18 protein-coding genes are annotated in these 21,874 nt (G+C 68.2%); 16 read left to right on the top strand and 2 right to left on the bottom strand.

Annotation, left to right across the window (positions count from 1 at the left end; all coding sequences use genetic code 11):
• The 4 genes from CAL25_RS13345 to CAL25_RS13330 all read left to right on the top strand — a co-directional run bounded on the left by CAL25_RS13345 (position 1) and on the right by CAL25_RS13330 (position 3,223).
• Positions 1-795, top strand: a complete 795-nt coding sequence (locus CAL25_RS13345) for an ABC transporter ATP-binding protein (protein ID WP_094800714.1) — start codon at positions 1-3, stop codon at positions 793-795.
• Positions 796-994: 199 nt separating this feature from the next.
• Complete coding sequence (modA, locus tag CAL25_RS13340) at positions 995-1,750, top strand: molybdate ABC transporter substrate-binding protein (protein ID WP_094800713.1); 756 nt, start codon at positions 995-997, stop codon at positions 1,748-1,750.
• Positions 1,751-1,853: 103 nt separating this feature from the next.
• Entirely contained in the window at positions 1,854-2,540 is a 687-nt protein-coding gene (gene modB, locus CAL25_RS13335; RefSeq protein ID WP_094800712.1) for a molybdate ABC transporter permease subunit, read from the top strand.
• Positions 2,537-3,223 (top strand): ATP-binding cassette domain-containing protein, encoded by a 687-nt coding sequence (locus tag CAL25_RS13330; RefSeq protein ID WP_094800711.1) that lies wholly within the window; start codon positions 2,537-2,539, stop codon positions 3,221-3,223. Before modB ends, CAL25_RS13330 begins: the two co-directional genes overlap by 4 nt.
• A gap of 136 nt (positions 3,224-3,359) precedes the next feature.
• On the opposite strand, the gene CAL25_RS13325 is transcribed toward CAL25_RS13330, so the two are convergent.
• The gene (locus CAL25_RS13325) at positions 3,360-4,193 is read right to left on the bottom strand and encodes a TOBE domain-containing protein (protein WP_094800710.1); all 834 of its coding nucleotides are present in this window, start codon (positions 4,191-4,193) and stop codon (positions 3,360-3,362) included.
• A gap of 183 nt (positions 4,194-4,376) precedes the next feature.
• Between CAL25_RS13325 and CAL25_RS13320 the strand changes: the two genes are divergently transcribed.
• The 11 genes from CAL25_RS13320 (at position 4,377) to CAL25_RS13270 (ending at position 19,185) form a co-directional block, all read left to right on the top strand.
• On the top strand, positions 4,377-4,967 hold the full coding sequence (locus CAL25_RS13320) for a DUF4136 domain-containing protein (RefSeq protein ID WP_094800709.1): 591 nt from the start codon (positions 4,377-4,379) through the stop codon (positions 4,965-4,967).
• 91 nt (positions 4,968-5,058) lie between these two features.
• Positions 5,059-6,261, top strand: a complete 1,203-nt coding sequence (locus tag CAL25_RS13315) for a DUF3734 domain-containing protein (protein ID WP_094800708.1) — start codon at positions 5,059-5,061, stop codon at positions 6,259-6,261.
• A gap of 296 nt (positions 6,262-6,557) precedes the next feature.
• A complete protein-coding gene (locus CAL25_RS13310; protein WP_094800707.1) occupies positions 6,558-7,811 on the top strand; it encodes an efflux RND transporter periplasmic adaptor subunit in 1,254 nt (417 codons plus the stop codon).
• 68 nt (positions 7,812-7,879) lie between these two features.
• Positions 7,880-11,119, top strand: a complete 3,240-nt coding sequence (locus CAL25_RS13305; RefSeq protein WP_094800706.1) for an efflux RND transporter permease subunit — start codon at positions 7,880-7,882, stop codon at positions 11,117-11,119.
• The gene (locus CAL25_RS13300; protein WP_094800705.1) at positions 11,116-12,651 is read left to right on the top strand and encodes an efflux transporter outer membrane subunit; all 1,536 of its coding nucleotides are present in this window, start codon (positions 11,116-11,118) and stop codon (positions 12,649-12,651) included. The genes CAL25_RS13305 and CAL25_RS13300 overlap by 4 nt, the downstream gene beginning before the upstream one ends.
• Positions 12,652-12,666: 15 nt before the next feature.
• Positions 12,667-13,395 (top strand): pyridoxine 5'-phosphate synthase, encoded by a 729-nt coding sequence (locus CAL25_RS13295; RefSeq protein WP_094800704.1) that lies wholly within the window; start codon positions 12,667-12,669, stop codon positions 13,393-13,395.
• A gap of 241 nt (positions 13,396-13,636) precedes the next feature.
• Positions 13,637-14,041 (top strand): holo-ACP synthase, encoded by a 405-nt coding sequence (gene acpS / locus CAL25_RS13290; protein ID WP_094800812.1) that lies wholly within the window; start codon positions 13,637-13,639, stop codon positions 14,039-14,041.
• 41 nt (positions 14,042-14,082) lie between these two features.
• On the top strand, positions 14,083-15,165 hold the full coding sequence (nagZ, locus tag CAL25_RS13285; protein WP_094800702.1) for a beta-N-acetylhexosaminidase: 1,083 nt from the start codon (positions 14,083-14,085) through the stop codon (positions 15,163-15,165).
• Positions 15,128-16,951 carry an excinuclease ABC subunit UvrC gene (gene uvrC / locus CAL25_RS13280; RefSeq protein ID WP_094800701.1) on the top strand — a complete coding sequence of 608 codons (1,824 nt, stop codon included), beginning with the start codon at positions 15,128-15,130 and terminating at the stop codon, positions 16,949-16,951. The genes nagZ and uvrC overlap by 38 nt, the downstream gene beginning before the upstream one ends.
• Positions 16,952-16,993: 42 nt before the next feature.
• Entirely contained in the window at positions 16,994-17,566 is a 573-nt protein-coding gene (pgsA, locus tag CAL25_RS13275; RefSeq protein WP_094800700.1) for a CDP-diacylglycerol--glycerol-3-phosphate 3-phosphatidyltransferase, read from the top strand.
• 206 nt (positions 17,567-17,772) lie between these two features.
• Positions 17,773-19,185 (top strand): MFS transporter, encoded by a 1,413-nt coding sequence (locus tag CAL25_RS13270; protein WP_094800698.1) that lies wholly within the window; start codon positions 17,773-17,775, stop codon positions 19,183-19,185.
• 117 nt (positions 19,186-19,302) lie between these two features.
• On the opposite strand, the gene queF is transcribed toward CAL25_RS13270, so the two are convergent.
• The gene (queF, locus tag CAL25_RS13265) at positions 19,303-20,148 is read right to left on the bottom strand and encodes an NADPH-dependent 7-cyano-7-deazaguanine reductase QueF (RefSeq protein ID WP_094800696.1); all 846 of its coding nucleotides are present in this window, start codon (positions 20,146-20,148) and stop codon (positions 19,303-19,305) included.
• A gap of 372 nt (positions 20,149-20,520) precedes the next feature.
• Between queF and aceA the strand changes: the two genes are divergently transcribed.
• On the top strand, positions 20,521-21,849 hold the full coding sequence (gene aceA / locus CAL25_RS13260) for an isocitrate lyase (RefSeq protein ID WP_094800694.1): 1,329 nt from the start codon (positions 20,521-20,523) through the stop codon (positions 21,847-21,849).
• Positions 21,850-21,874 lie beyond the last annotated feature (25 nt).

Below are 21,874 nucleotides of genomic sequence, written 5' to 3'. Positions count from 1 at the left end.
ATGTTGTGCGCACGCGATCTGTTCATTACGTTCAATGCCGGCACGCCGATCGAGACGCGCGCGCTGCGCGGTCTGTCGCTCGACATTCCCAGCGGCCAGTTCGTCACCGTGATCGGCTCCAACGGAGCCGGCAAGTCCACGTTCCTCAACGCCGTGTCCGGTGACCTGCCCGTGGATTCGGGCCAGATCCTGGTGGACGACGCCGACGTGACCCGCCAGCCCGTGTGGGCGCGCGCCGGCCGGGTGGCGCGGGTGTTCCAGGATCCCATGGCCGGCACCTGCGAAGACCTCACCATCGAAGAGAACATGGCGCTGGCCCAGCTGCGCGGCGCGCGCCGCGGCTTGTCCCGCGCGGTCAAGGCCTCGATGCGCGAAGGCTTTCGCGAGCGTCTGGCCACGCTGGGCCTGGGCCTCGAGAACCGCCTCACCGACCGGATCGGCCTGCTGTCCGGCGGTCAGCGCCAGGCCGTCAGCCTGCTGATGGCGGCGCTGCAACCGTCGCGCATCCTGCTGCTCGACGAGCACACGGCGGCGCTCGATCCGCGCACGGCCGATTTCGTGCTGCAGCTCACCGCCCGCATCGTGTCCGAGAACAAGCTCACGACGATGATGGTCACCCACAGCATGCGGCAGGCGCTGGACGTGGGCGAGCGCACGGTGATGCTGCACCAGGGCCAGGTCGTGCTCGATGTCTCGGGCGACGAGCGGCGCGGCATGGACGTGCCGGACCTGCTCGCCATGTTCGAGCGCGTGCGCGGCGAAAAGCTCGCCGACGACGCGCTGCTGCTGAGCTGAGACGCCGGTCCCTGCGTCGGCACCCGCTCACGCCGCCCCCGCCAGGGCGGCGTTTTTCATCGGCGCCGCTTGGCGCCCGCGCGTATTTGATACTGCGCAAACACCGGGTCACCAATTTTGACGCGCGTTATATAGCTCGGTATATTTCGCTTGCATCGCTGCCCGTTTTCCTGACGCGCGCGGCAAACCGGAGATTCGAATGACCTTGCGCGACAAAGCAGTGATCGCGGCCGTGCTGGCCGGCGTGTGGGCGAGCCCCGCGATGGCGGCCGATCTGGTGGTGTCCGCCGCGGCATCGCTCACCAACGCGTTTCGCGAGGTCGGCCAGGCCTACGAGGCGGCGCATCCGGGCACCAAGCTGACGTTCAATTTCGCCGCCTCCGACGTGCTGCTGCGCCAGATCGAACAGGGGGCGCCGGCCGACGTGTTCGCATCCGCCGACCAGACCGCCATGGATCGGGCCGTGGCCCAGAAGGCCGTGCTGCCCGCCACGCGCGTCGATTTCGCCGCCAACAAGCTCGTGTTGATCACGCCGGTGGGCGTGGCCGCCACGGTGACCAGCACGCAGGACCTCGCGGGTGAGGCGGTCAAGCGGGTCGCCTACGGCAATCCGGCCTCGGTGCCGGTGGGCCGCTATACCGAAGGCGCGCTGAAGCAGCAGAATCTCTGGGATGCGGTGGCCGCCAAGGGCGTGCCGGCGCAGAATGTGCGCCAGAGCCTGGACTACGTGGCGCGCGGTGAAGTGGATGCGGGCTTCGTCTTCGCGACCGACGCCGCCGTGATGCCCGACAAGGTGCGCGTGGTGGCAGAGGTGCCCACGCCGCAGGCCATCACATATCCGATCGCCCGCACGACGCGCGAGGCGTCGGCCAAGGAGGCGCAGTCGTTCATCGACTATGTGCGATCCGACAAGGGGCAGGCTATTCTGGCGAAGTTCGGCTTCTCCAAGCCCTGACGCCGAAGCACGCTGATTCACCCGCCCGACGCTCGCCAAAGGTTGCGATGTCTCTGCTGTACGCCCTCGCTTTGCGCTGCGCCCGCCCGACCGGGAGCCCGGCGTGACGGATCCGATCTGGGTGCCGCTGTTGCTGTCGCTCAAGGTGGCGCTGTGGGCCACCGTGATCGCGGCGATCGCCGGCGTGGCGGCGGCCTATGGCCTGGCGCGCTGGCGCTCGCCGCTGCGCGATCTGGTCGATTCCATCCTCACGCTGCCGCTCGTGCTGCCGCCCACCGTGCTGGGCTACTACCTGCTGGTGCTGCTCGGACGCCGCGGCGTGCTGGGCGAGACCTTGGCCGGGTGGGGCATCGAACTGGTCTTTACCTGGCAGGGCGCGGTGATCGCCGCGGCCGTGGTCGCGTTTCCGCTGGTGCTCAAGTCGGCACGCGCCGCGTTCGAGGATGTGGACCCGCAGCTGCCGGCGGCCGCGCGCGTGCTGGGCGTGAGCGAGATGGGGATTTTCCTGCGTGTGATGCTGCGCCTGGCGGCCCGCGGCATCGGGGCCGGCGTGCTGCTGGCGTTCGCCCGGGCGCTGGGCGAGTTCGGCGCCACGCTGATGATCGCGGGCAATCTGCCGGGCCGCACCCAGACGTTGTCGATCGCCATCTACGAGGCGGTCCAGGCGGGCGATGACCGCACGGCCAATCTGCTGGTGCTGATCACGTCGGCGGTCTGCGTGGCGGCGCTGCTGCTGGCCGGGCGGCTGTTTCCCGGGCCTGGCCGTCGCAACGCCCGGAGCGACGCATGAGCATCGCGATCGGCGTACGCAAGACGCTGGTGTCGGGCGACCGGCGTTTCGAACTCGCCGTGAACCTGCGTACCGACGCACGGCGCATCGTGCTGTTCGGCCCGTCGGGCGCCGGCAAGAGCCAGACGCTGCGCGCCGTGGCCGGGCTGATGCGGCCGGACGCGGGCCGCATCGAGGTGGGCGGGCGCACGCTCTATGACAGCGCCGCGAATGTCTGGGTCGCGCCGCAGGCCCGCCGGGTGGCTTATCTGTTTCAGGATTACGCGCTGTTCCCGCATCTCACGGTGGCGCAGAACATCGTGTTCGGGCTCAAGCCGGGCTGGCTCAATCCGCGCCGCCGCGAGCTGCCGCCGGAGGCGTCGCGCTGGGTCGACGCCTTCGAACTCGCGCCGGTGCTGCACAGCTATCCGAGCGAGATCTCGGGCGGACAGAAGCAGCGCGTGGCATTGGCCCGTGCGCTGGTGGCGCGCCCCGGCCTGCTGCTGCTCGACGAGCCTTTCTCGGCGCTGGACGCCGAGCTGCGGCAGCGGATGCGCACGGAGTTGCGCGAGCTGCAGGAAACGCTGGATGTGCCGATGATGCTCATCACGCACGACCCGGCGGATGTGCAGGCGTTGGGGCTGGCGGTGTTCGAGCTGCGCGACGGCCGGGTGGTGGCCGAGCGCGAGCCGGCCGCGCTCTGAGACGGTCGGGTCCGCACCTCGCCGGCCGCACCTAGCCGGCCGCACCTCGCCAGCCGCACCTAGCCGGCCGCACCTAGCCGGCCGCACCTGGCCGGCCGCACCTAGCCGGCCGCACCTCGCCGGCCGCACCTGCCTCTCAGTCCACCACGCCCAGGATCACGGCCGAGGCGCTGAAGCAGGCCAGCACCGTGACGCCTTCGGCCAGCGCCATGGCGCGCGTGCTCTCGCTCGTCACCACGGCCACCAGGGCCGCGCCACCCGGCACGTCGATCACGATCTCGTCGTTGACCGCGCCGGGACGCACCGCGGCGATCGACCCCTCGATCTGGTTCTCGGCCGACAGGCGCAGCCCGGGCTGCGGCAGCGCCAGCATCACCGCAGGCGCCTTGATCAGCGCGATGACGGGCCGGCCCGGGGCGAGCCCGAGCTCTTCGGTGCTGGCGCGCGTGATGGTGGCCACCACGCGGTGCCCGCCCGCGATGCGCAATTCGATTTCGTCGTTGACCTTGCCCGTGCGGACCTGGGCCACGGTGCCCAACAGGCGGTTGCGTGCGCTGGTTTTGAACATGAGCCGTTTCACCAGATCGATGTCGCCCGCGGGCGACACGCCCTGTTCGGACAGGTGTTGCATGAAGCGCTGATGGGCATCGGCCAGCGCGCGGAAGGTGGTGATGAGCTGGCGCGCGCGGTCGGTCAGGCGGGCTCCGCCGCCGCCCTTGCCGCCGGTCGCGCGCAGCACGAGCGGCTCGCCGGCCAGGTTGTTCATGGTGTCGATGGCGTCCCAGGCCCCCTTGTAGCTCAGCCCGGCGGCCTTGGCCGCGGCCGTGATCGAGCCCGTGAGATCGATCTGCACGAGCAGGTCGATGCGCTGGGCGCCGCCCCAGTTCTGGTCCCCCGCGCGCAACCAGATCGAACCGGTCAGGGCGAGGGGCGGAGGGGGCGCGTCGGCGGGGGCAGGGGGCGTGGGCATTGTCGCGGAGAATACTCTGCATTAAAAAGGACGGATCGGCCGCCAGCTCGGCAGGCCGGACTCGCCAGCTCGGGCAGGCCGCGGTCGCGGACCGAGGCCATCCTGATCCTGGCACTGACACGATGACCGGAGGGCGGGATCATGCAAGGAACTGACCGAGTGTGGACGCGAGCGGGCCGGCCGATGGGCGCGGTGGCGCTGCTGTTGAGCGCGATGCTGGCCGGCTGCGCCAGCGGGCCCGTGGTCCGCAGCGACTACGATCACCAGGCCGATTTCGCGCAGTATCGCACCTTTGGCTACATGCAGCCGCTGGGCACCGACCGGGCGGGCTACGCGGGCCTGCTCACGCAGCGGCTCAAGGCCGCCACCACGGCGCAGATGGAGATGCGCGGTTATACCTACCGCGCCGAGTCGCCCGATCTCCTGGTCAACTTCGCGAGCAAGCTGCAGAAGCAGACCGAGGTGGTGCCGGCCGCGCCGCCCCCCGCGCCCTATATGGGCTATTACGGCTACCGCGCCGGTTTCTATGGCGCCTGGCCGGGGTACGGCTGGGGCGACGACGTCATCCAGTACACCGAAGGCACGCTCAACATCGACCTGATCGACGCGCGCCGCAAACAGTTGGTGTGGGAGGGCGTGGCCACGGGCGAGGTGCGCGATCCGCAGCAGGCGGCGGCGCCCGAGACGGTGGACAAGACCGTGGCGCAGATATTCAGCAACTATCCGTTCCGAGCCGGCAGCGGCGCGGTGCAGACGGCCCCCAAGAAACCTTGAGCGGCGGCCAGGCGCCGCTTCACCCCGCGGGCCTCGGCCCGCGTCTTTGCGCGTGGCCCACGGCCTCGCATGCAGCAGGGAGCAAATACGCATGACGCGCAAATCCCGCCGCGCCCCGAGCGCGGCCGGCGCCTCGGCCTACGACACCGTGGCGCTCGTCCTGCAGGGCGGAGGCGCGCTGGGCGCCTACCAGGCAGGCGTATACGAAGGCCTGCACGAGGCCGGCATCGCGCCGGACTGGATCGCGGGTATTTCGATCGGTTCGATCAACGCGGCCATCATCGCCGGCTCGCCTCCCGACGAGCGCGTGGCGCGGCTGCGCAGCTTCTGGACGGCGGTGAGCCGGCCGGCGGGCCTGGCCGCGCTGCCCTGGGGCGAGGCATGGACCTCACTGCTGGCGGATGCCCCGTTCGCGTCCGCGTTGCCCACGTTCAACGGGCATCTTGCCGCGGCGCACGCGCTGGTGCAGGGGCAGCCGGGTTTCTTCACGCCCCGCTTTCCGCCGCCGTATCTGCTGCAGGGGGCGGGCGCGGCGTCCACGAGTTTCTATGACACCACCCCGCTGGCCGCGACGCTGCGCCAGCACGTGGATTTCGACCTGCTGAATCAGGGCGACATTCGGGCCAGCTTCGGCGCCGTCAATGTGCGCACCGGCAACTTCGCATACTTCGACAGCACCACCACCCGGCTCGGCGTGGAGCACATCATGGCCTCCGGGGCGCTGCCGCCCGGATTTCCGGCCGTCGAGGTGGACGGCGAGTTCTATTGGGACGGCGGGCTGGTGTCGAACACGCCGCTGTCGCAGATCCTCAGCGTGCATCCGATGCGCGACACTCTGGCGTTCCAGGTGGATCTCTGGCCGGCGCGCGGCCCGCTGCCCACCACGCTGGCTGAAGTGGCCGAGCGCCAGAAAGACATTCAGTATTCGAGCCGGACCCGGGTGGTGACGGACTCGTTCGCCCGGGTGCTCAAGCTGCGCCGCAGCCTGCAGCGCGTGCTGGAGCGCCTGCCGCCCGATGCGCGCGACTGCCCCGAGATGGCCGAGCTGCTCGAGCAGGCCTGCACGCCGGCGGTCAATATCGTGAACCTGATTTACGAGGCCAAGCAATACGAGCGTCAGTCCAAGGACTATGAGTTCAGCACGGCGGCGGTCGAGGAGCACTGGCGATCGGGCCTGACCGACATCCGCGCCACGCTGTCCCAGCCCCATGTGCTGGACCGTCCCGATCCGGACCAAAGCGTGGTCACGCACGACGTGCACCGGGCCCGCGGCAGGGCGCGCGAACCCGGCTGAGGATGGCAGGGATGAAGCGTGGGGGCGTTGCGGGCGCAACAATCGAGCGCCGGGCGGCGGATTGTCGCCACGGCATGCCGTAAAGGCGCCTGCGCGACCGTTTCACGCCGGGTTTGGCGGCCGGCGGGCGGGCAAGGACCATACGCCGGAGAGGCCCGTGGCGTCTAGCTTTCTTAAAAAAATCTAAAAAAAATGAGCTACAGTAACGGGTTCCACGCCCCCCCTGACAATCGCATAACAATCGCCCCTGGGGGGCGAGCGGGGGATGGCGCGATTTTTCACTCCGTGAGGGATCCATGCGTTTTTCGCGTAAGCGTGTTTCGGCCCTGGGTATTGTTGCAACCGTGTCCTTGGCCCTCGCGGGATGTGGCGAGAAGGAACAGCCCGCACCTCCCCCGCCGGAAGTCAGCGTCATCACCATTCAACCGCAGCGGGCCTCCACGATCTCCGACCTGCCCGGCCGCGTCGACGCCGTGCGCGACGCCCAGATCCGCGCCCGCGTGACCGGCATCGTCCAGAAGATCCAGTTCCAGCAGGGCAGCGACGTCAAGGAAGGCCAGGTCCTGTTCAAGATCGACCCGGCCCAATACCAGGCCAGCTACGACCAGGCGACCGCGCAGCTCAAGCAGACCCAGGCCGACCTGTATTCGGCCAAGGTGCTCGCCGAACGCTACGCGCCGCTGGTCAAGGCCAACGCCGTCAGCAAGCAGGAAAACGACAACGCCGTCGCGGCCTATCGCCAGGCCGAAGCCGCCGTGGCTGCGGCACGCGCGGCTCAAACCGCCGCCAAGATCAACCTCGGCTACACCGACGTGACCTCGCCCATCAGCGGGCGCATCGGCAAGGCGCTGGTGACCGAAGGCGCGCTGGTCGAGTCCACCTCGGCCACGCAGATGGCTCTGGTGCAGCAGCTCGATCCGGTCTATGTCGACTTCACGCAATCGACGACCGAACTGGCGCGCCTGCGCCAGGCCTTCGCCAAGGGCCAGTTGCAGCAGCTGGGTCCGGACGCCGCGCGCGTGTCGGTGGTGCAGGAAGACGGCAGCGTCTATCCGCATCCCGGCAAGCTCCTCTTTACCGGCATCACGGTCGATCCCTCGACCGGCCAGGTCAACCTGCGTGCGGAAGTGCCCAACCCCGATCACGTGTTGCTCCCGGGCATGTACCTGCGTGTGCGCCTGGACGAGGGCGTGAACGAAAAGGCGCTGCTGGTGCCGCAACAGGCGTTGCAACGCACGTCCGACGGCCTGCAGAGTCTGATGCTCGTGAAAGACGGCAAGGTGCAGCAGGTGCCCGTGACCACGGGGTCCGTCATCGATAACCAGTGGACGATCACCAGCGGCCTGAGCGCCGGTGACGTCGTGGTGGTGGCGGGCTTCCAGAAGATCCGTCCGGGCGCGCCGGTGCGGCCCACGCCCTGGACGCCGGGCAAGCCGGGCGAGGGCAAGCCTGCCGCGGGTCAGCCCGCCGACGGCAAGCCCGCCGATGGCAAGCCCGCCGCCCAGGAGCCCGCCAAACAGCCCGCCGAGCAGGCCGGCCAGAAGTCTTAAGCGGCGCGCGGCGCCTGCCGGGCGCCGCGTACCTCTTCTCGTGAGCATCGCTTTCAGAGTCAGCCCACATGCCGCAATTTTTTATCGAAAGACCGATCTTCGCCTGGGTCGTCGCCCTGTTCATCCTGCTCGCGGGGATATTGGCCTTGCCCAATATGCCGGTCGCGCAGTATCCGGACGTCGCCCCGCCCGCGATTCAGATCACCGCCACCTATCCGGGTGCTTCCGCCAAGGAAGTCGCCGAGACGGTGACCAGTATCATCGAAGACGAACTCAACGGTGCCAAGGGCCTGCTGTACTACGAATCCGTGAGCGATTCGAACGGCCAGTCGCAGATTACCGCCACGTTCCGTCCGGGCACCGACCCCGACCTCGCGCAGGTGGACGTGCAGAACCGCGTGTCCAACGTGTCGGCGCAGTTGCCGCAGGCGGTCACGCAGCAGGGTCTGCAATATGACCAGACCAGCGCGGGCTTCCTGCTGTTCGTCACGGTGTCGTCCACCGACGGCACGCTGGATCAGGCCGCGCTCGCCGACTACATCACGCGCAACATCAAGAACCCGATCTCGCGCGTGCCCGGCGTGGGGCAGTTCCAGTTGTTTGCCGCGCCGCGCGCCATGCGTATCTGGATCGACCCGGCCAAGCTGGTCGGTCTGAATCTGAGCATGGCCCAGGTCAACCAGGCCATCAGTCAGCAGAACATTCTCGTGTCCGGCGGCCAGATCGGCGCGCCGCCCAACCCCGAAAGCCAGCGCGTCACGGCCACCGTGACCGCCAACGGCCAGTTCAGCACGGTCGAGGGCTTCGGCAGCATCGTGCTGCGCGCCAATACCGACGGCTCGAAGGTGCTGTTGCGCGACGTCGCCCGCATCGAGGTGGGGGCCGACAACTACCAGTTCGGCGCCCGCCTGAACGGCCAGCCGACCGCCGCGTTCGCCGTGGTGCTGTCGCCCAACGCCAACGCGCTGGCGACCGCCGACGGCATCCGCAATGAGATGGCCAATCTGGCGCAGTTCTTCCCGGACAACATCAAGTACGAGATTCCCTACGACACCGCGCCGTACGTGAAGGTCTCGATCGAGAAGGTGGTGCACACCCTGCTCGAGGCCATGGTGCTGGTGTTCCTGGTGATGTATCTGTTCCTGCAGAACGTCCGCTACACCCTGATTCCGGCGCTGGTCGTGCCGGTCGCCATGATGGGCGCCTTCGCGGTGATGCTGGCGCTGGGCTTCTCGATCAACGTGCTCACCATGTTCGCCATGGTGCTCGCCATCGGGATCCTGGTGGACGACGCCATCGTGGTGGTGGAGAACGTCGAGCGGATCATGGTGACCGAGGGGCTGCCACCCAAGGAGGCCACACGCAAGGCCATGCCGCAGATCAGCGGCGCCATCGTCGGTATCACGCTGGTGCTGGTCACGGTGTTCCTGCCGCTGGCCTTCATGAGCGGCTCGGTGGGCGTGATCTATCGCCAGTTCGCCGTGGCCATGGCCGTGTCCATCTTCTTCTCGGCCTTCCTGGCGCTGAGCTTCACGCCGGCGCTGTGCGCCACCATCCTGAAGCCCGTGCCCAAGGGCCATCACGAAGAGAAGAAGGGTTTCTTCGGCTGGTTCAACCGCAAGTTCGACGCGACCACGCACGGCTACCAGAACTGGGTCTCGCGCATCCTGCACAAGGGTGGTCGCATGATGTTCGTCTTCATGCTGCTGGTGATCCTGCTGGGCTGGCTCTATCTGCGCATGCCGTCGTCGTTCCTGCCCGAAGAAGATCAGGGCTACGTGATCAGCAACGTCGAGCTGCCGTCGGGCTCGTCGGCCAATCGCACGATCGAGGTCATCGAGCAGGTCGAGGAATACTTCCGCAAGCAGCCGGGTACCGAAAACGTGGTGGCCGTGCAGGGCTTCAGCTTCAACGGCAACGGTCTGAACGCGGCGCTCGTGTTCACCACGCTCAAGGACTTCTCCGAGCGCAAGGGCGCCGAGAACTCCGCGATGGCGGTGGCGGGCGGGGCCTTCCAGAGTCTGTTCATGGGCATCAAGGACGCCATGGTGTTCACCGTGGTGCCGCCGGCGATCTCCGCGCTGGGTAACGCCACCGGCTTCGACTTCCGGCTGCAGGATCGCGCGGGCGCCGGAACCGATGCGTTGGCCGCGGCCACCGGCCAGCTGATGGGCATGGCCATGGACAGCCCGGTCCTGTCGCAGGTGCGGATCACCGGTCTCGGACCGGGCGCGCAGCTCTCGCTCAACATCGACCGCGACAAGGCGGCGGCGCTGGGCGTGGACTTCGGCGAGGCGGCCACGCTGATCTCGACCGCGATCGGCTCGGCCTACCTGAACAAGTTCCCGAACATGGGCCGCATGCAGAACATCTGGGTACAGGCCGACGCCAAGTACCGCATGCAGATGGAAGACGTGCTGGCGCTGAACGCGCGCAATGCCGACGGCGGCATGGTGCCCCTGTCGGCCTTCGTGACGGCCAAGTGGACCCAGGGCCCGACCCAGGTGGTGCGCTACAACAGCTATGAGTCGGTCCGGATCAGCGGCGACGCCGCGCCGGGCTACAGCTCGGGCGAAGCCATGTCCGCCATGGAAGGCTTCATGTCCAAGCTGCCGGCGGGCTTCGGCTACGAATGGAACGGTCTGTCGTACCAGGAACGTCTGGCCGGCAGCCAGGCCCCCATCCTGATGGGTCTGGCGCTGCTGGTGGTGTTCATGGTGCTGGCCGCGCTGTACGAAAGCTGGGCGATCCCGCTGTCGGCGCTGCTCGTCGTGCCGCTGGGCATGCTGGGCGCGGTCGGGCTGGTGTCGGCGATGGGCATGTCCAACGACGTGTACTTCCAGGTGGGCATGGTGACCGTGATCGGCCTGTCGGCCAAGAACGCCATCCTGATCATCGAGTTCGCCAAAGACCAGTACGCGCGCGGCGCGGGGCTCTACGAATCGGCGGTGGAGGCGGCGCGGCTGCGCTTCCGGCCCATCCTGATGACCTCGCTCGCCTTCATCCTGGGCGTGGTGCCGCTGGCCATCGCCACCGGCGCCAGCGCCGCCAGCCAGCGCGCCGTCGGTATCGGCGTGCTGGGCGGCATGCTGGCCGCCACGCCGTTCGCGGTGATTTTCGTGCCGACGTTCTTCGTCGTGGTCATGAGCCTCTTCAAGACCAAGCCGCGCCTGCTGGGCGCCGAAGCCAAGGCCTACGAAGAAGAACAGGCGGCCCAGCGTGCGCAGACCGGCGAAACCGCCGACGCGCCCAAGCCCGCACTGCCCGCGCCGGATTCGACGCAAGGCGGCCAGGAGAAAAAAGAATGACGGCCCTGATGTTCAAGCGTAGCGCCCTGGCGCTGACCGTGGCGGCCCTGGCCGGCTGCTCGCTGGCGCCCAAGTACGAGCGTCCCGAGTCGCCGGTGCAGTCCAACTGGCCCGAACAACCCAGCGTGCGCTACGGCGCCTACGACCGTGCCACCGACCTGGGCACCCAGCCCGCGGCCAACGTCGCGCCGGCGGGCGCGGTGCCGGCGGCCGAAATCGGCTGGCGCGAGTTCTTCCATGATCCGCGCCTGCAGAAGCTCATCGAGCTCGCGCTGGTCAACAACCGCGATCTGCGTGTCGCCGTGCAACGCGTCGAAGAGGCGCGGGCTCAGTACGGCGTGCAACGCGGCTCGCAGTGGCCCGCCATCGGCGTGGGCGTGCAGGGCCAGCGTCAGCGTCTGCCGCGCGACATGCGCGTGGGCGGTCCCGATTCCACCTCGATCTCGAGCTCCTGGCAGGCCGGCATCGGCCTCACCACGTTCGAGATCGATCTGTTCGGCCGCTTGCGCAATCTGTCCGAAGCGGCCTACCAGCAGTACCTCTCGACCGAGCAGGCGCAGCGCTCCGTGCACATCACGCTGGTCGGCTCGGTGGCGCAGTCGTATTTCAACCTGCGTGCGGCCGATGTCCAGCTCGAGCTGACCCAGAAGACGCTGGCCTCGCGCGAAGAGTCGTTCCGGCTCGCCAAGACCCGCTTCGAAGGCGGCGTGGCCTCCGAGCTCGACTTCAACCAGTCCAAGGCGCTGCTCGATCAGGCCTCGGCGGATCTCGCCAGCCTGGCGCGCACGCGTGCGCAGGCGATCAATGCGCTGCTCGTGGTGGTCGGCGTGCCGGCATTGCCCGACGATCTGCCGGCGCCGGCCGAGTTCGGCCGCGACCAGATCCTGGCCACCGTGCCGGCGGGCCTGCCGTCCGATATTCTCGAGCGCCGTCCCGACATTCTGGCGGCCGAGAATCAGCTGCGCTCGGCCAACGCCAACATCGGCGCGGCCCGCGCGGCTTTCTTCCCGACGATCTCGCTGACGGGCCTGCTGGGCGTGGCCAGCCCCGACCTCGACCGGCTGTTCCGGGGCGGGCAGGGCTACTGGAGCTTCTCGCCGCAGCTGACCATGCCCTTGTTTTCGGGCGGCAGCATCGTCGAGGGACTGAACCTCGCCCGCGCGCGCCAGAACATCAGCGTGGCGCAGTACGAGCAGACCATCCAGCAGGCGTTCCGCGAAGTGTCGGACGCGCTGGCCGGCGAAGCCACCTACAGCGCCCAGCTCGATGCCCTGCGCGGTCTGCAGACCTCGTCGGCGCGCACGCTCGAGCTGTCGAACCTGCGCTACTCGGGCGGGATCGACAGCTTCCTGCAGGTGCAGACGGCCCAGGTCGACTATTTCAATGCGCAGATCGCCCTGGTGCAGGCGGGCCTGGCGTCCCTCACCAACCGGGTCGAGCTGTACAAGGCCTTGGGCGGAGGCTGGCAGGAACATACAATCCCTGCTGACCAGCAAGCTTCCCAACCTACTCAGCAGAACTCGCGGCCCTAGCCGCGGCGCAACACCATGATAGAACTCGGCGTCAACATCGATCACGTGGCCACCCTGCGGCAGCAGCGCCACACCCAGTACCCCGACCCGGTCGCCGCCGCCGTACGCGCGGAAGAGGCCGGCGCCGACCTCATCACGCTGCACCTGCGCGAAGACCGCCGCCACATCCAGGATGCCGACGTGCACGCCATCCGGCCGCTGTTGCGCACCCGCATGAATCTCGAGTGCGCGATCACGCCCGAGATGCTGGCCATCGCCTGCGAGGTCAAGCCCGACGACGTCTGCCTGGTGCCCGAAAAGCGCACCGAGCTCACCACCGAAGGCGGGCTCGATGTCATCGGCGCCGAGGCCGCGGTCGCCGCGGCCGTGGCGCAGTTGCAGGCCGCGGGCATTCGCGTGTCGCTCTTCATCGATCCCGAAGCGAGCCAGATCGAGGCGGCCGCCCGCGTGGGCGCGCCCGTGATCGAGCTGCACACCGGCGCCTACGCCGAGGCCGAGGGCGCACAGGCCGAGGCCGAGCTCGAACGCATTCGTGCCGCCGTGGCGGTGGGCGTGCGCCTCGGGCTGCGCGTCAATGCGGGCCACGGCCTGCATTACGGCAACGTCAAGCCCGTGGCCGCGCTGCCCGGACTGTCCGAGCTCAATATCGGCCACGCCATCGTGGCGCAGGCCGTGTTCGACGGCTGGGACAAGGCCGTGCGCGACATGAAGGCGCTGATGGTCGAGGCCGCGCGCGGACGCTGAGCCGCGCCGTGTCGCGCGGTTACGCGGGCTCGCCACCGGTCACGCCGGCGCCTTACCCGCTCGCGTATGATGGGTGATCCGATGGACCTCCACCGTGCCTCGGGCCGTGGCGCATGCGCGCCGTGATGCGCCCGTCACGATCGCCCGCCGCGTATTCCCCGACCTTGCCATGACCGATTCCGTTTCCGAGCCGACCCTCCCGTCCGCCGCCGATGCCGCGCCGGTCTCCGCGCCTCTGCCCATGGGCGCGATCGCCGGCATCGGTCTGGACCTGATCCGCATCGACCGCATCGAGCGCGCGCTCGCGCGCCATGGCGATCGTTTCGCCGAAAAAATCCTGGGCGAGCAGGAATTGCAGAAATTCCATGCCCGACGCGCCCGCGACCCGATGCGGGGCGTGCGTTTCCTGGCCACGCGTTTCGCGGTCAAGGAGGCCTTCTCCAAGGCCGTGGGATTGGGCATGCGCATGCCCATGACCTGGACGCGCGTGCAGACGCTCAATGCCCCGGGCGGGCGGCCGGTGCTGGTCATCGCCCCCGAACTCAAGACCTGGTATGACGCCCGCTTCGGCGCCGCGCACGTGTCGCTGACCGACGAGATCGACATGGCGGCCGCCTATGTCATCGTCGAGAGCCGGCCGCGCTGAAGCACGCGATCATTCCTCTACCTCCACAAGGACGCCGCGCCATGGCTGGCAAGAAATCCAAGAAAGATTCCAAGGGCAAGGCCCACAAGCACCTCCCGCCCGGTCCCGTGATGGTCGACGTGGCCGGCACGCGCCTCACCGACGAAGAAAAAGCCCGCCTGCGCAATCCGCTCGTGGGCGGCGTGATTCTGTTCGCGCGCAATTTCGAGAATCGTGCGCAGCTCACCGAGCTCACCCGCCGCATCCATGACGCGCGCGGCGAGCCGCTGCTGATCGCGGTCGACCACGAAGGCGGCCGCGTGCAGCGCTTTCGCGAAGACGGTTTCACGGCGCTGCCGCCGATGGCCGCGCTGGGCCTTCTGTGGGATCGCGATCCGCTCGAGGCCATGCGCGCCGCCACCGAAGCCGGCTACGTGCTGGCCGCCGAGCTGCGCGCGTGCGGCGTCGACATGAGCTTCACGCCCGTGCTCGACCTCGACTACGGCGTCAGCAAGGTGACCGGCGACCGCGCCTTCCACCGCGACGCGCGCGTGGTGGCGATGCTGGCGCGTGCGCTGGCGCAGGGCCTGGCGCTGGCCGGCATGACGGCGTGCGGCAAGCATTTCCCGGGTCATGGTTTCGTCAGCGCCGACTCGCATCACGAAATTCCGGTCGATCCGCGTCCGCTCGAACGCATCCTCAAGGAAGACGGCGCGCCCTACGCCTGGTTGGGCGACGGCGTCATTCCCTCCGTGATGCCGGCGCACGTGATCTATCCCAAGGTCGACGCGCAACCCGCGGGTTTCTCGCGCCGCTGGGTCACCGAGATCCTGCGCGAGCGCCTGGGCTACGATGGCGTGGTGTTTTCCGACGACCTCACCATGGAAGGCGCCTCGGTCGCGGGCGACATCCTGGCGCGTGCCGAGGCCGCGCTGTCCGCCGGCTGCGACATGGTGCTGGTGTGCAACCGCCCCGATCTGGCCGATGAGCTGCTTGCACGTCTGAAGGTCGTGCACGACCCCGTCTCGATCGAACGCATCCGCCGCCTGATGCCCGCGTTTGCCGCGCCCACCTGGGATGCGCTGCAGGCCCAGACCCGTTACCAGCATGCCCGACGCATTCAATCTCAAATCGTTTCTCGCTGATCTGCCGCATCTGCCGGGCGTGTACCGGCATCTCGATGCCGACGGCCAGGTGATGTATGTGGGCAAGGCGCGCGACCTGAAGAAGCGCGTCTCGTCCTATTTCCAGAAGAACCTCGCCAGCCCGCGCATCGCGCAGATGGTGGCCAAGGTCGCGACCGTCGAGGTCACGGTCACGCGCTCCGAGGCCGAGGCGCTGATCCTCGAAAACAACCTCATCAAGAGCCTGCGCCCGCGATACAACATCCTGTTTCGCGACGACAAGTCCTATCCGTATCTGTGGATCACCGGCCATGCCTGGCCGCGCATCGCCTACTACCGTGGCGCGACCAACAAGCGCGGGCAGTTTTTCGGGCCCTATCCCAACGCATGGGCGGTGCGCGAAACGATCCAGATCCTGCAGAAGGTATTCCGGCTGCGCACCTGCGAAGACACGGTGTTTTCCAACCGGTCGCGGCCCTGTCTGCTGCATCAGATCGGGCGCTGCTCGGCGCCCTGTGTCAAAGCGATCGAGCCCGACGAGTACGAACGCGACGTGCATCGCGCCGTGCGCTTTCTGAATGGCGAAGCGCAGGAGGTCATGGGCGAGATCGAGGCGCGCATGCTTCAGGCATCCGAATCCCTGCGCTTCGAAGAAGCCGCCGCCTTGCGTGACCAGATGGGATCGCTGTCGCGCGTGCTGCATCAGCAGACCATGGAAAACGCCGGTGGCGACGATACCGACGTGATCGCGGTGGCGAGCGCGGGCGGCAAGGTCTGCGTCAATCTCGCCATGGTGCGCGGCGGACGCCACCTGGGCGACAAGCCGTTCTTCCCGGCGCACGCCGAAGGCGAGGAGGCGGCCAACGTGCTGGAAGCCTTCGTCGCGCAGCACTACACCGACAGTCCGCTGCCGCCGATCCTGGTCTGTACGCACGCCTTGCCCGATCCCGAGCTGCTGTCCCTGCTGGCCGAGCAGACCGGCACCCGGGCGCGCGTGCTGACCCGCCCGCAGGGCGTGCGCCGTTCCTGGCTGGAGCAGGCCGAGAAAAACGCCGAAATGGCGTTGGCGCGCGCGCTCACCGAGTCGGGCGCCAAGGCCGCCCGTACCCGTACGCTGGCCGAAACGCTGGACCTGGACACCGACGAAGCCGCGCTGGACGCGCTGCGCATCGAGTGTTTCGACATCAGCCACACCGCGGGCGAGGCGACGCAGGCGTCGTGCGTCGTGTTCCTGCACCACGACATGCAGCCCTCGCTCTATCGCCGCTACAACATCGTGGGCATCACGCCCGGCGACGATTACGCCGCCATGCGCCAGGTGCTGACCCGGCGTTTCGGCAAGGTGGCCGACGGCGAGGCCGAGATGCCGGGCCTGGTGCTGATCGACGGGGGCAAGGGCCAGGTCGAAGTGGCGCGCCAGGTCTTCGTGGAGCTGGGGCTGGATATCGCGGCGCTGGTCGGCGTGGCCAAAGGCGAGAACCGCAAAGTCGGCCTCGAAACGCTGGTGTTCGCCGACGGCCGCGTGCCGGTCGCGCTCGGCAAGGAGTCGGCCGCGCTGATGCTGATCGCCCAGGTGCGCGACGAGGCGCACCGGTTCGCCATCACCGGGATGCGGGCCAAGCGCGCCAAGGCGCGCACCGTGTCGCGCCTCGAAGAGATCGAAGGGGTGGGCGCACGCCGGCGGCAACGCCTGCTGGCCCGCTTCGGCGGTCTGTCGGGGGTGATCGCCGCCAGTGTCGAAGACCTGGCGTCGGTCGATGGCATCTCCGACGAATTGGCCGGGCGGATCTACGACGCCCTGCACTGATGACCGCCCGCTGAGGCCGACCTGAGGTAGCATACGAGCACTATGCCGATAAACGTACCCATTTTCCTGACCTGGTTGCGGATCGCCATGATTCCGCTGGTGGTCGGGTTGTTTTATGTGCCCGAGAGCTGGATGTCCACGCCCGTGCGCGACACCCTGGCCGCGCTGGCTTTCATCGTGGCGGCGCTCACCGACTGGTTCGACGGCTGGCTCGCCCGCCGCTGGAACCAGACCTCCGCCTTCGGCGCCTTCCTCGATCCCGTGGCCGACAAGCTCATGGTGTGCGCCGCGCTCATCGTGCTGCTCGACCTCAGCCGCGTCGATGCCTTCATCTCGCTCATCATCATCGGGCGCGAGATCACCATTTCGGCCCTGCGCGAGTGGATGGCCAAGATCGGCGCCAGCGGCAGCGTGGCCGTGCACTGGCTCGGCAAATTCAAGACCGCCGCGCAGATGATCGCGATCCCGTGCCTGCTGTACGATCAGCCGCTCGGCGGTGTCGATCTGCGCGTGGTCGGTACGTGGCTGATCCTGGTCGCCGCCGTGCTCACCGTGTGGTCGATGCTGTATTACCTGCAACGCGCCTGGCCGGCGATCCGCGAAAAAGCGGGCTGAGGCCGAGGCCGTATCATTGAGGGGGCTGCGCGGGGCAGCCCCTTTGCTTTACCTCTATCCCATCGAGAGCGCGGCGAGCCTGGCCGACCGCGCTCCAGCACCGCCGGCGAGGGCTGGCGGGCCGGCCGTGCTGGCCGGTTTCGGAGACAACCCCGGCGCCGCCGCGCCGCGCACCATGCAGCCCCACCCGCGGGCAAGGCCGTTTCATGAATACCGCAGTCGATACCGCTCCCCTGGACTCCCCTGACCTGCGCCGGCGCGATTGGCAGACCATCATGCTGATCGGCGTGGCGCACGCCAGTTCGCACTTTTTCCAGCTGCTGCTGCCCTCGCTGTACGTGTCGCTGGGGCAGGAGTTCGGTCTCGATTTCGCCCGGCTCGGTTTGCTGGTGTCGGTGTTCTACGTGGTTTCCGGCGTGGGCCAGGCTTCGTCGGGCTTCGTGGTCGACCGCATCGGGGCGCGTCCCGTCCTGTGGTTCGGGCTGGCCGCCTTCGTGCTGTCCGCCTCCCTGATCGGCGCGGCCAACGGCTACGCCATGCTGATGCTGGCGGCGGTGATCGGCGGGATCGGCAATTCGATCTTCCATCCGGCGGATTACTCGCTCATCAACCACCGCGTTTCGCCGGCGCGCCTGGGACATGCCTTTTCACTGCATGGCCTGACCGGCAACCTCGGGTGGGCGCTGACACCGGTGTTCATCACCAGCATCACGCTGCTCGCCAACTGGCGCGTGGCCGCGTTCTCGGCGGCCGCGCTGGTGGCGGTGGTGCTGCTTCTGACCATCCTGGGCCGGCGTCTGCTGGCCGACGAGGACGATGCCGATGAGGTGTCGGGCGCCGCTGCGTCGGGCGTCGCTGCGTCGGGCGCCGCTGCGTCGGGCGGCACCAGCGCGACCGCGGGCATCGCGACGCCGGGCATTGCCGCGCCGGGCGTCGCCACGCCGGGCGTGGCAGCGGCAGCCACTTCGGCCGCGGCTGCCAGTGCCGCTGCCGCGCCTGCCCGGCCCGCCGCGCCGTCCGCGTCCGCCTGGCAGACCCTGCAGGATCTGCTGGCCCGCCCCGCGCTGTGGGGCGCGTTCCTCTTTTTCGCCTGCACCTCGGTGGCGCTGTCGTCGGTGCAGAACTACACGATCCCGCTGCTGCAGCAGCTCTACGACCTGTCCAAGGTCGTGGCGAGCGGCGCGCTGTCCGGCTATATGGTGGCGTCCGCCGTCGGCATGGCCGCGGGCGGTTTCCTGGTCTCGGCAACGCCGCGGACCGAGCGCACCGTGACCGCGGCGCTGTTGATGGCCGGTCTCACGTTGGTGGTGCTCGCGATGGGCTGGGTGCCGGCCAGTCTTGCGGCGGGCGTCGTGGCCGTGGCCGGTTTTTGCGCCGGCGTGGCCGCGCCCTCGCGCGACATGCTGATCCGCCGCGTGACGCCCAAGGGCGCCACCGGCTCCGTCTATGGCCTGGTCTATTCGGGCATGGACGTCGGCTCGGCCTTCGGGCCGCTGGCCTTCGGTCTGCTGCTGGACGCCGGCCTCTCGCATGGGCCGTGGGTGGGGGCGGGCATCGCCTTCGCCCTGGGCGCGGTGCTCGCCCAGTGGATCGCGATCCAGGCGCGCCGCGCCGCCTGATGCGGCAATGAGAAGGGCGGCCCTGGCCGCCCTTCGTCTATCGGCTCACGCAAAGCCAGGCGCCCACGCCTCGGCGGTGCCGCGCGCCGGCCCGCCTCGGCCGCGCCGCGGCCTGTCTTATTGACGCACCATCCGCACATCGGCGGGCAGCGCCGCGCCCGGCGCGTTGCTGCGCCAGGGATTGATATCCAGGCCGCCGCGGCGCGTGTAGCGCGCATACACGGTCAGCCATTCGGGCTGGCAGGCGCGCATCACGTCCGTAAAGATGCGTTCGACGCAGTGCTCGTGAAACTCCGCGTGCTGGCGGAACGACACGATGTACTTCAGCAGCGCCGCGCGATCCAGCGGACGGCCCCGATAGTGGATCTGCACGCTGGCCCAGTCGGGCTGGCCGGTCACGGGGCAATTCGATTTCAGCAGGCGCGACGCCAGCGTCTCTTCGACGATCTCGTCGCCCGTCACTTTCAGCAGTTGCGGCGCCGGCTCATAGGTGTCGATCTCCACGTCGAGCTTGTCGAGGTAGTCGCCCCGCAGCTCGCCCATCGCCAGATCACCGAAACGCTGCGGCAGGATGAAGTCCAGCCCGACCGGCGCGCCGGCCGCCAGGCTCAGATCGCGCTCGAGGTGATCGCGCAGCATCTGCGCATTGGCCAGGCGCGTCTGGTTGAACGAATTCAGATAGAGCTTGAACGACTTCGATTCGATGATGTTGGGGCTGTCGGCCGGCACGGTGAACGTGGCCATCGCCACGCGCGGCTTGCCCTTCGCATCGAGCCAGGAGAGCTCGTACGCATTCCAGAGATCCGCGCCGCGGAACGGCAGCGTGCCGGCTTGCGCGCCCGGGAGTTCGTCCAGGGCGAGCGCCTCGCGATTGGCGGCGCGCGGAATGGGAAACAGCAGCGACGGATCGTAGGCGGAGGGGTAGGCGACAGAGTGGCCCAGCGGGGCGTTGGACAGCGACATTCGTGATGAGGGTCTAGAGAAGCCAGACGGCATTGTAGGCGCTGCCGGAAGCGCGCATTTTTCATACCGTGAAACGCTCATCGCGGCATGCGAAAACGCATGTTGCGCGGCAACGTAGGCTCATTTCACGGTACTGAAAATCCTTTCGCTATGCGAAATGGTTCTTTTAATTTGTTGATTTTAAAGGAATATATTTTTCATCTCATATAAGAGTCAGCCGCGCATTGCTTTGCAGCAGAGGCATAGACTGTTTTCCAAGGGCAGCACCCGCGCACCGCGATCCGGCGATCGGTCCGGCACCCCGACCCCGATGGGGATGCCTTCACAGTTTCCCGTTCCCGCAGTCTTCTTTTTCACCTTCTGGAGCACATCATGAGCAAGCGCGAAACCGAAATCCGCAATCTGCAAAAAGACTGGGCCGAGCAGGCTCGCTGGCAAGGCATCAAGCGTGGCTATAGCGCCGAGGACGTGATTCGTCTGCGCGGTTCGGTGGCCGTCGAGCATTCGCTGGCCCGCCGTGGCGCCGAGCGGCTCTGGCAATCCCTGCATTCCGAGCCCTTCGTCAATTCGCTGGGTGCGCTGACGGGCAATCAGGCCATGCAGCAGGTCAAGGCCGGGCTGAAGGCCATCTATCTGTCGGGCTGGCAGGTCGCCGGCGACGCCAACCTGGCCGGCGAGATGTACCCCGATCAATCGCTGTACCCCGCCAACTCCGTGCCGCAGGTGGTGCGCCGGATCAACAATGCCCTGGCCCGTTGCGACCAGATCCAGTGGATGGAAGGCAAGAACCCGGGCGACGAGGGCTATATCGACTTCTTCGCGCCGATCGTGGCCGACGCCGAGGCGGGCTTCGGCGGCGTGCTGAACGCCTTCGAGCTGATGAAGGGCATGATCGAGGCGGGCGCCGCCGGCGTGCACTTCGAAGACCAGCTCGCCTCGGTGAAAAAGTGCGGTCACATGGGCGGCAAGGTGCTGGTGCCCACCCGCGAGGCCGTGGCCAAGCTCGTGTCGGCCCGTCTGGCCGCCGACGTGTGCGGCACGCCCACGCTGCTGCTGGCGCGTACCGATGCCGATGCGGCCGATCTGGTGACCAGCGACGTCGACGAAAACGACCGCCCGTTCATCACCGGTGAGCGCACGGTCGAGGGCTTCTTCCGCACCCGCGCCGGCATCGATCAGGCCATCTCGCGCGGTCTCGCCTATGCCCCCTACGCCGATCTGATCTGGTGCGAGACCTCGACGCCCAACCTCGAATACGCGCGCAAGTTCGCCGAGGCCGTGCATCGCCAGTTCCCGGGCAAGCTGCTGGCCTACAACTGCTCGCCGTCGTTCAACTGGAAGAAGAACCTCGACGACGACACGATCGCCAAGTTCCAGCGCGAGCTCGGTGCCATGGGCTACAAGTTCCAGTTCATCACCCTGGCCGGCTTCCATTCGCTGAACTACGGCATGTTCGAGCTGGCGCACGGCTACGCCCGCCGCCAGATGAGCGCGTTCGTGGAACTGCAGCAGAAGGAGTTCGCCGCCGCCGATCTCGGCTTCACCGCCGTGAAGCACCAGCGCGAAGTGGGCACCGGCTACTTCGACGCGGTCACGCAGACCATCGAGGGCGGCCGCTCGTCGACCACGGCCCTGACCGGCTCGACCGAGGAAGCGCAGTTCGAACATGGCCACGCCGAGCCGGCGGTGCGCGCCGCCTGAGTCCCTGAAGCTCGAGTAAAGCGGG

The organism is Bordetella genomosp. 5 (assembly GCF_002261315.1).
In the GTDB taxonomy this organism is placed as follows: domain Bacteria; phylum Pseudomonadota; class Gammaproteobacteria; order Burkholderiales; family Burkholderiaceae_B; genus Bordetella.
Note: the sequence above shows the minus strand (reverse complement) of the source record. Positions and strands in the feature narration are given on the sequence as shown.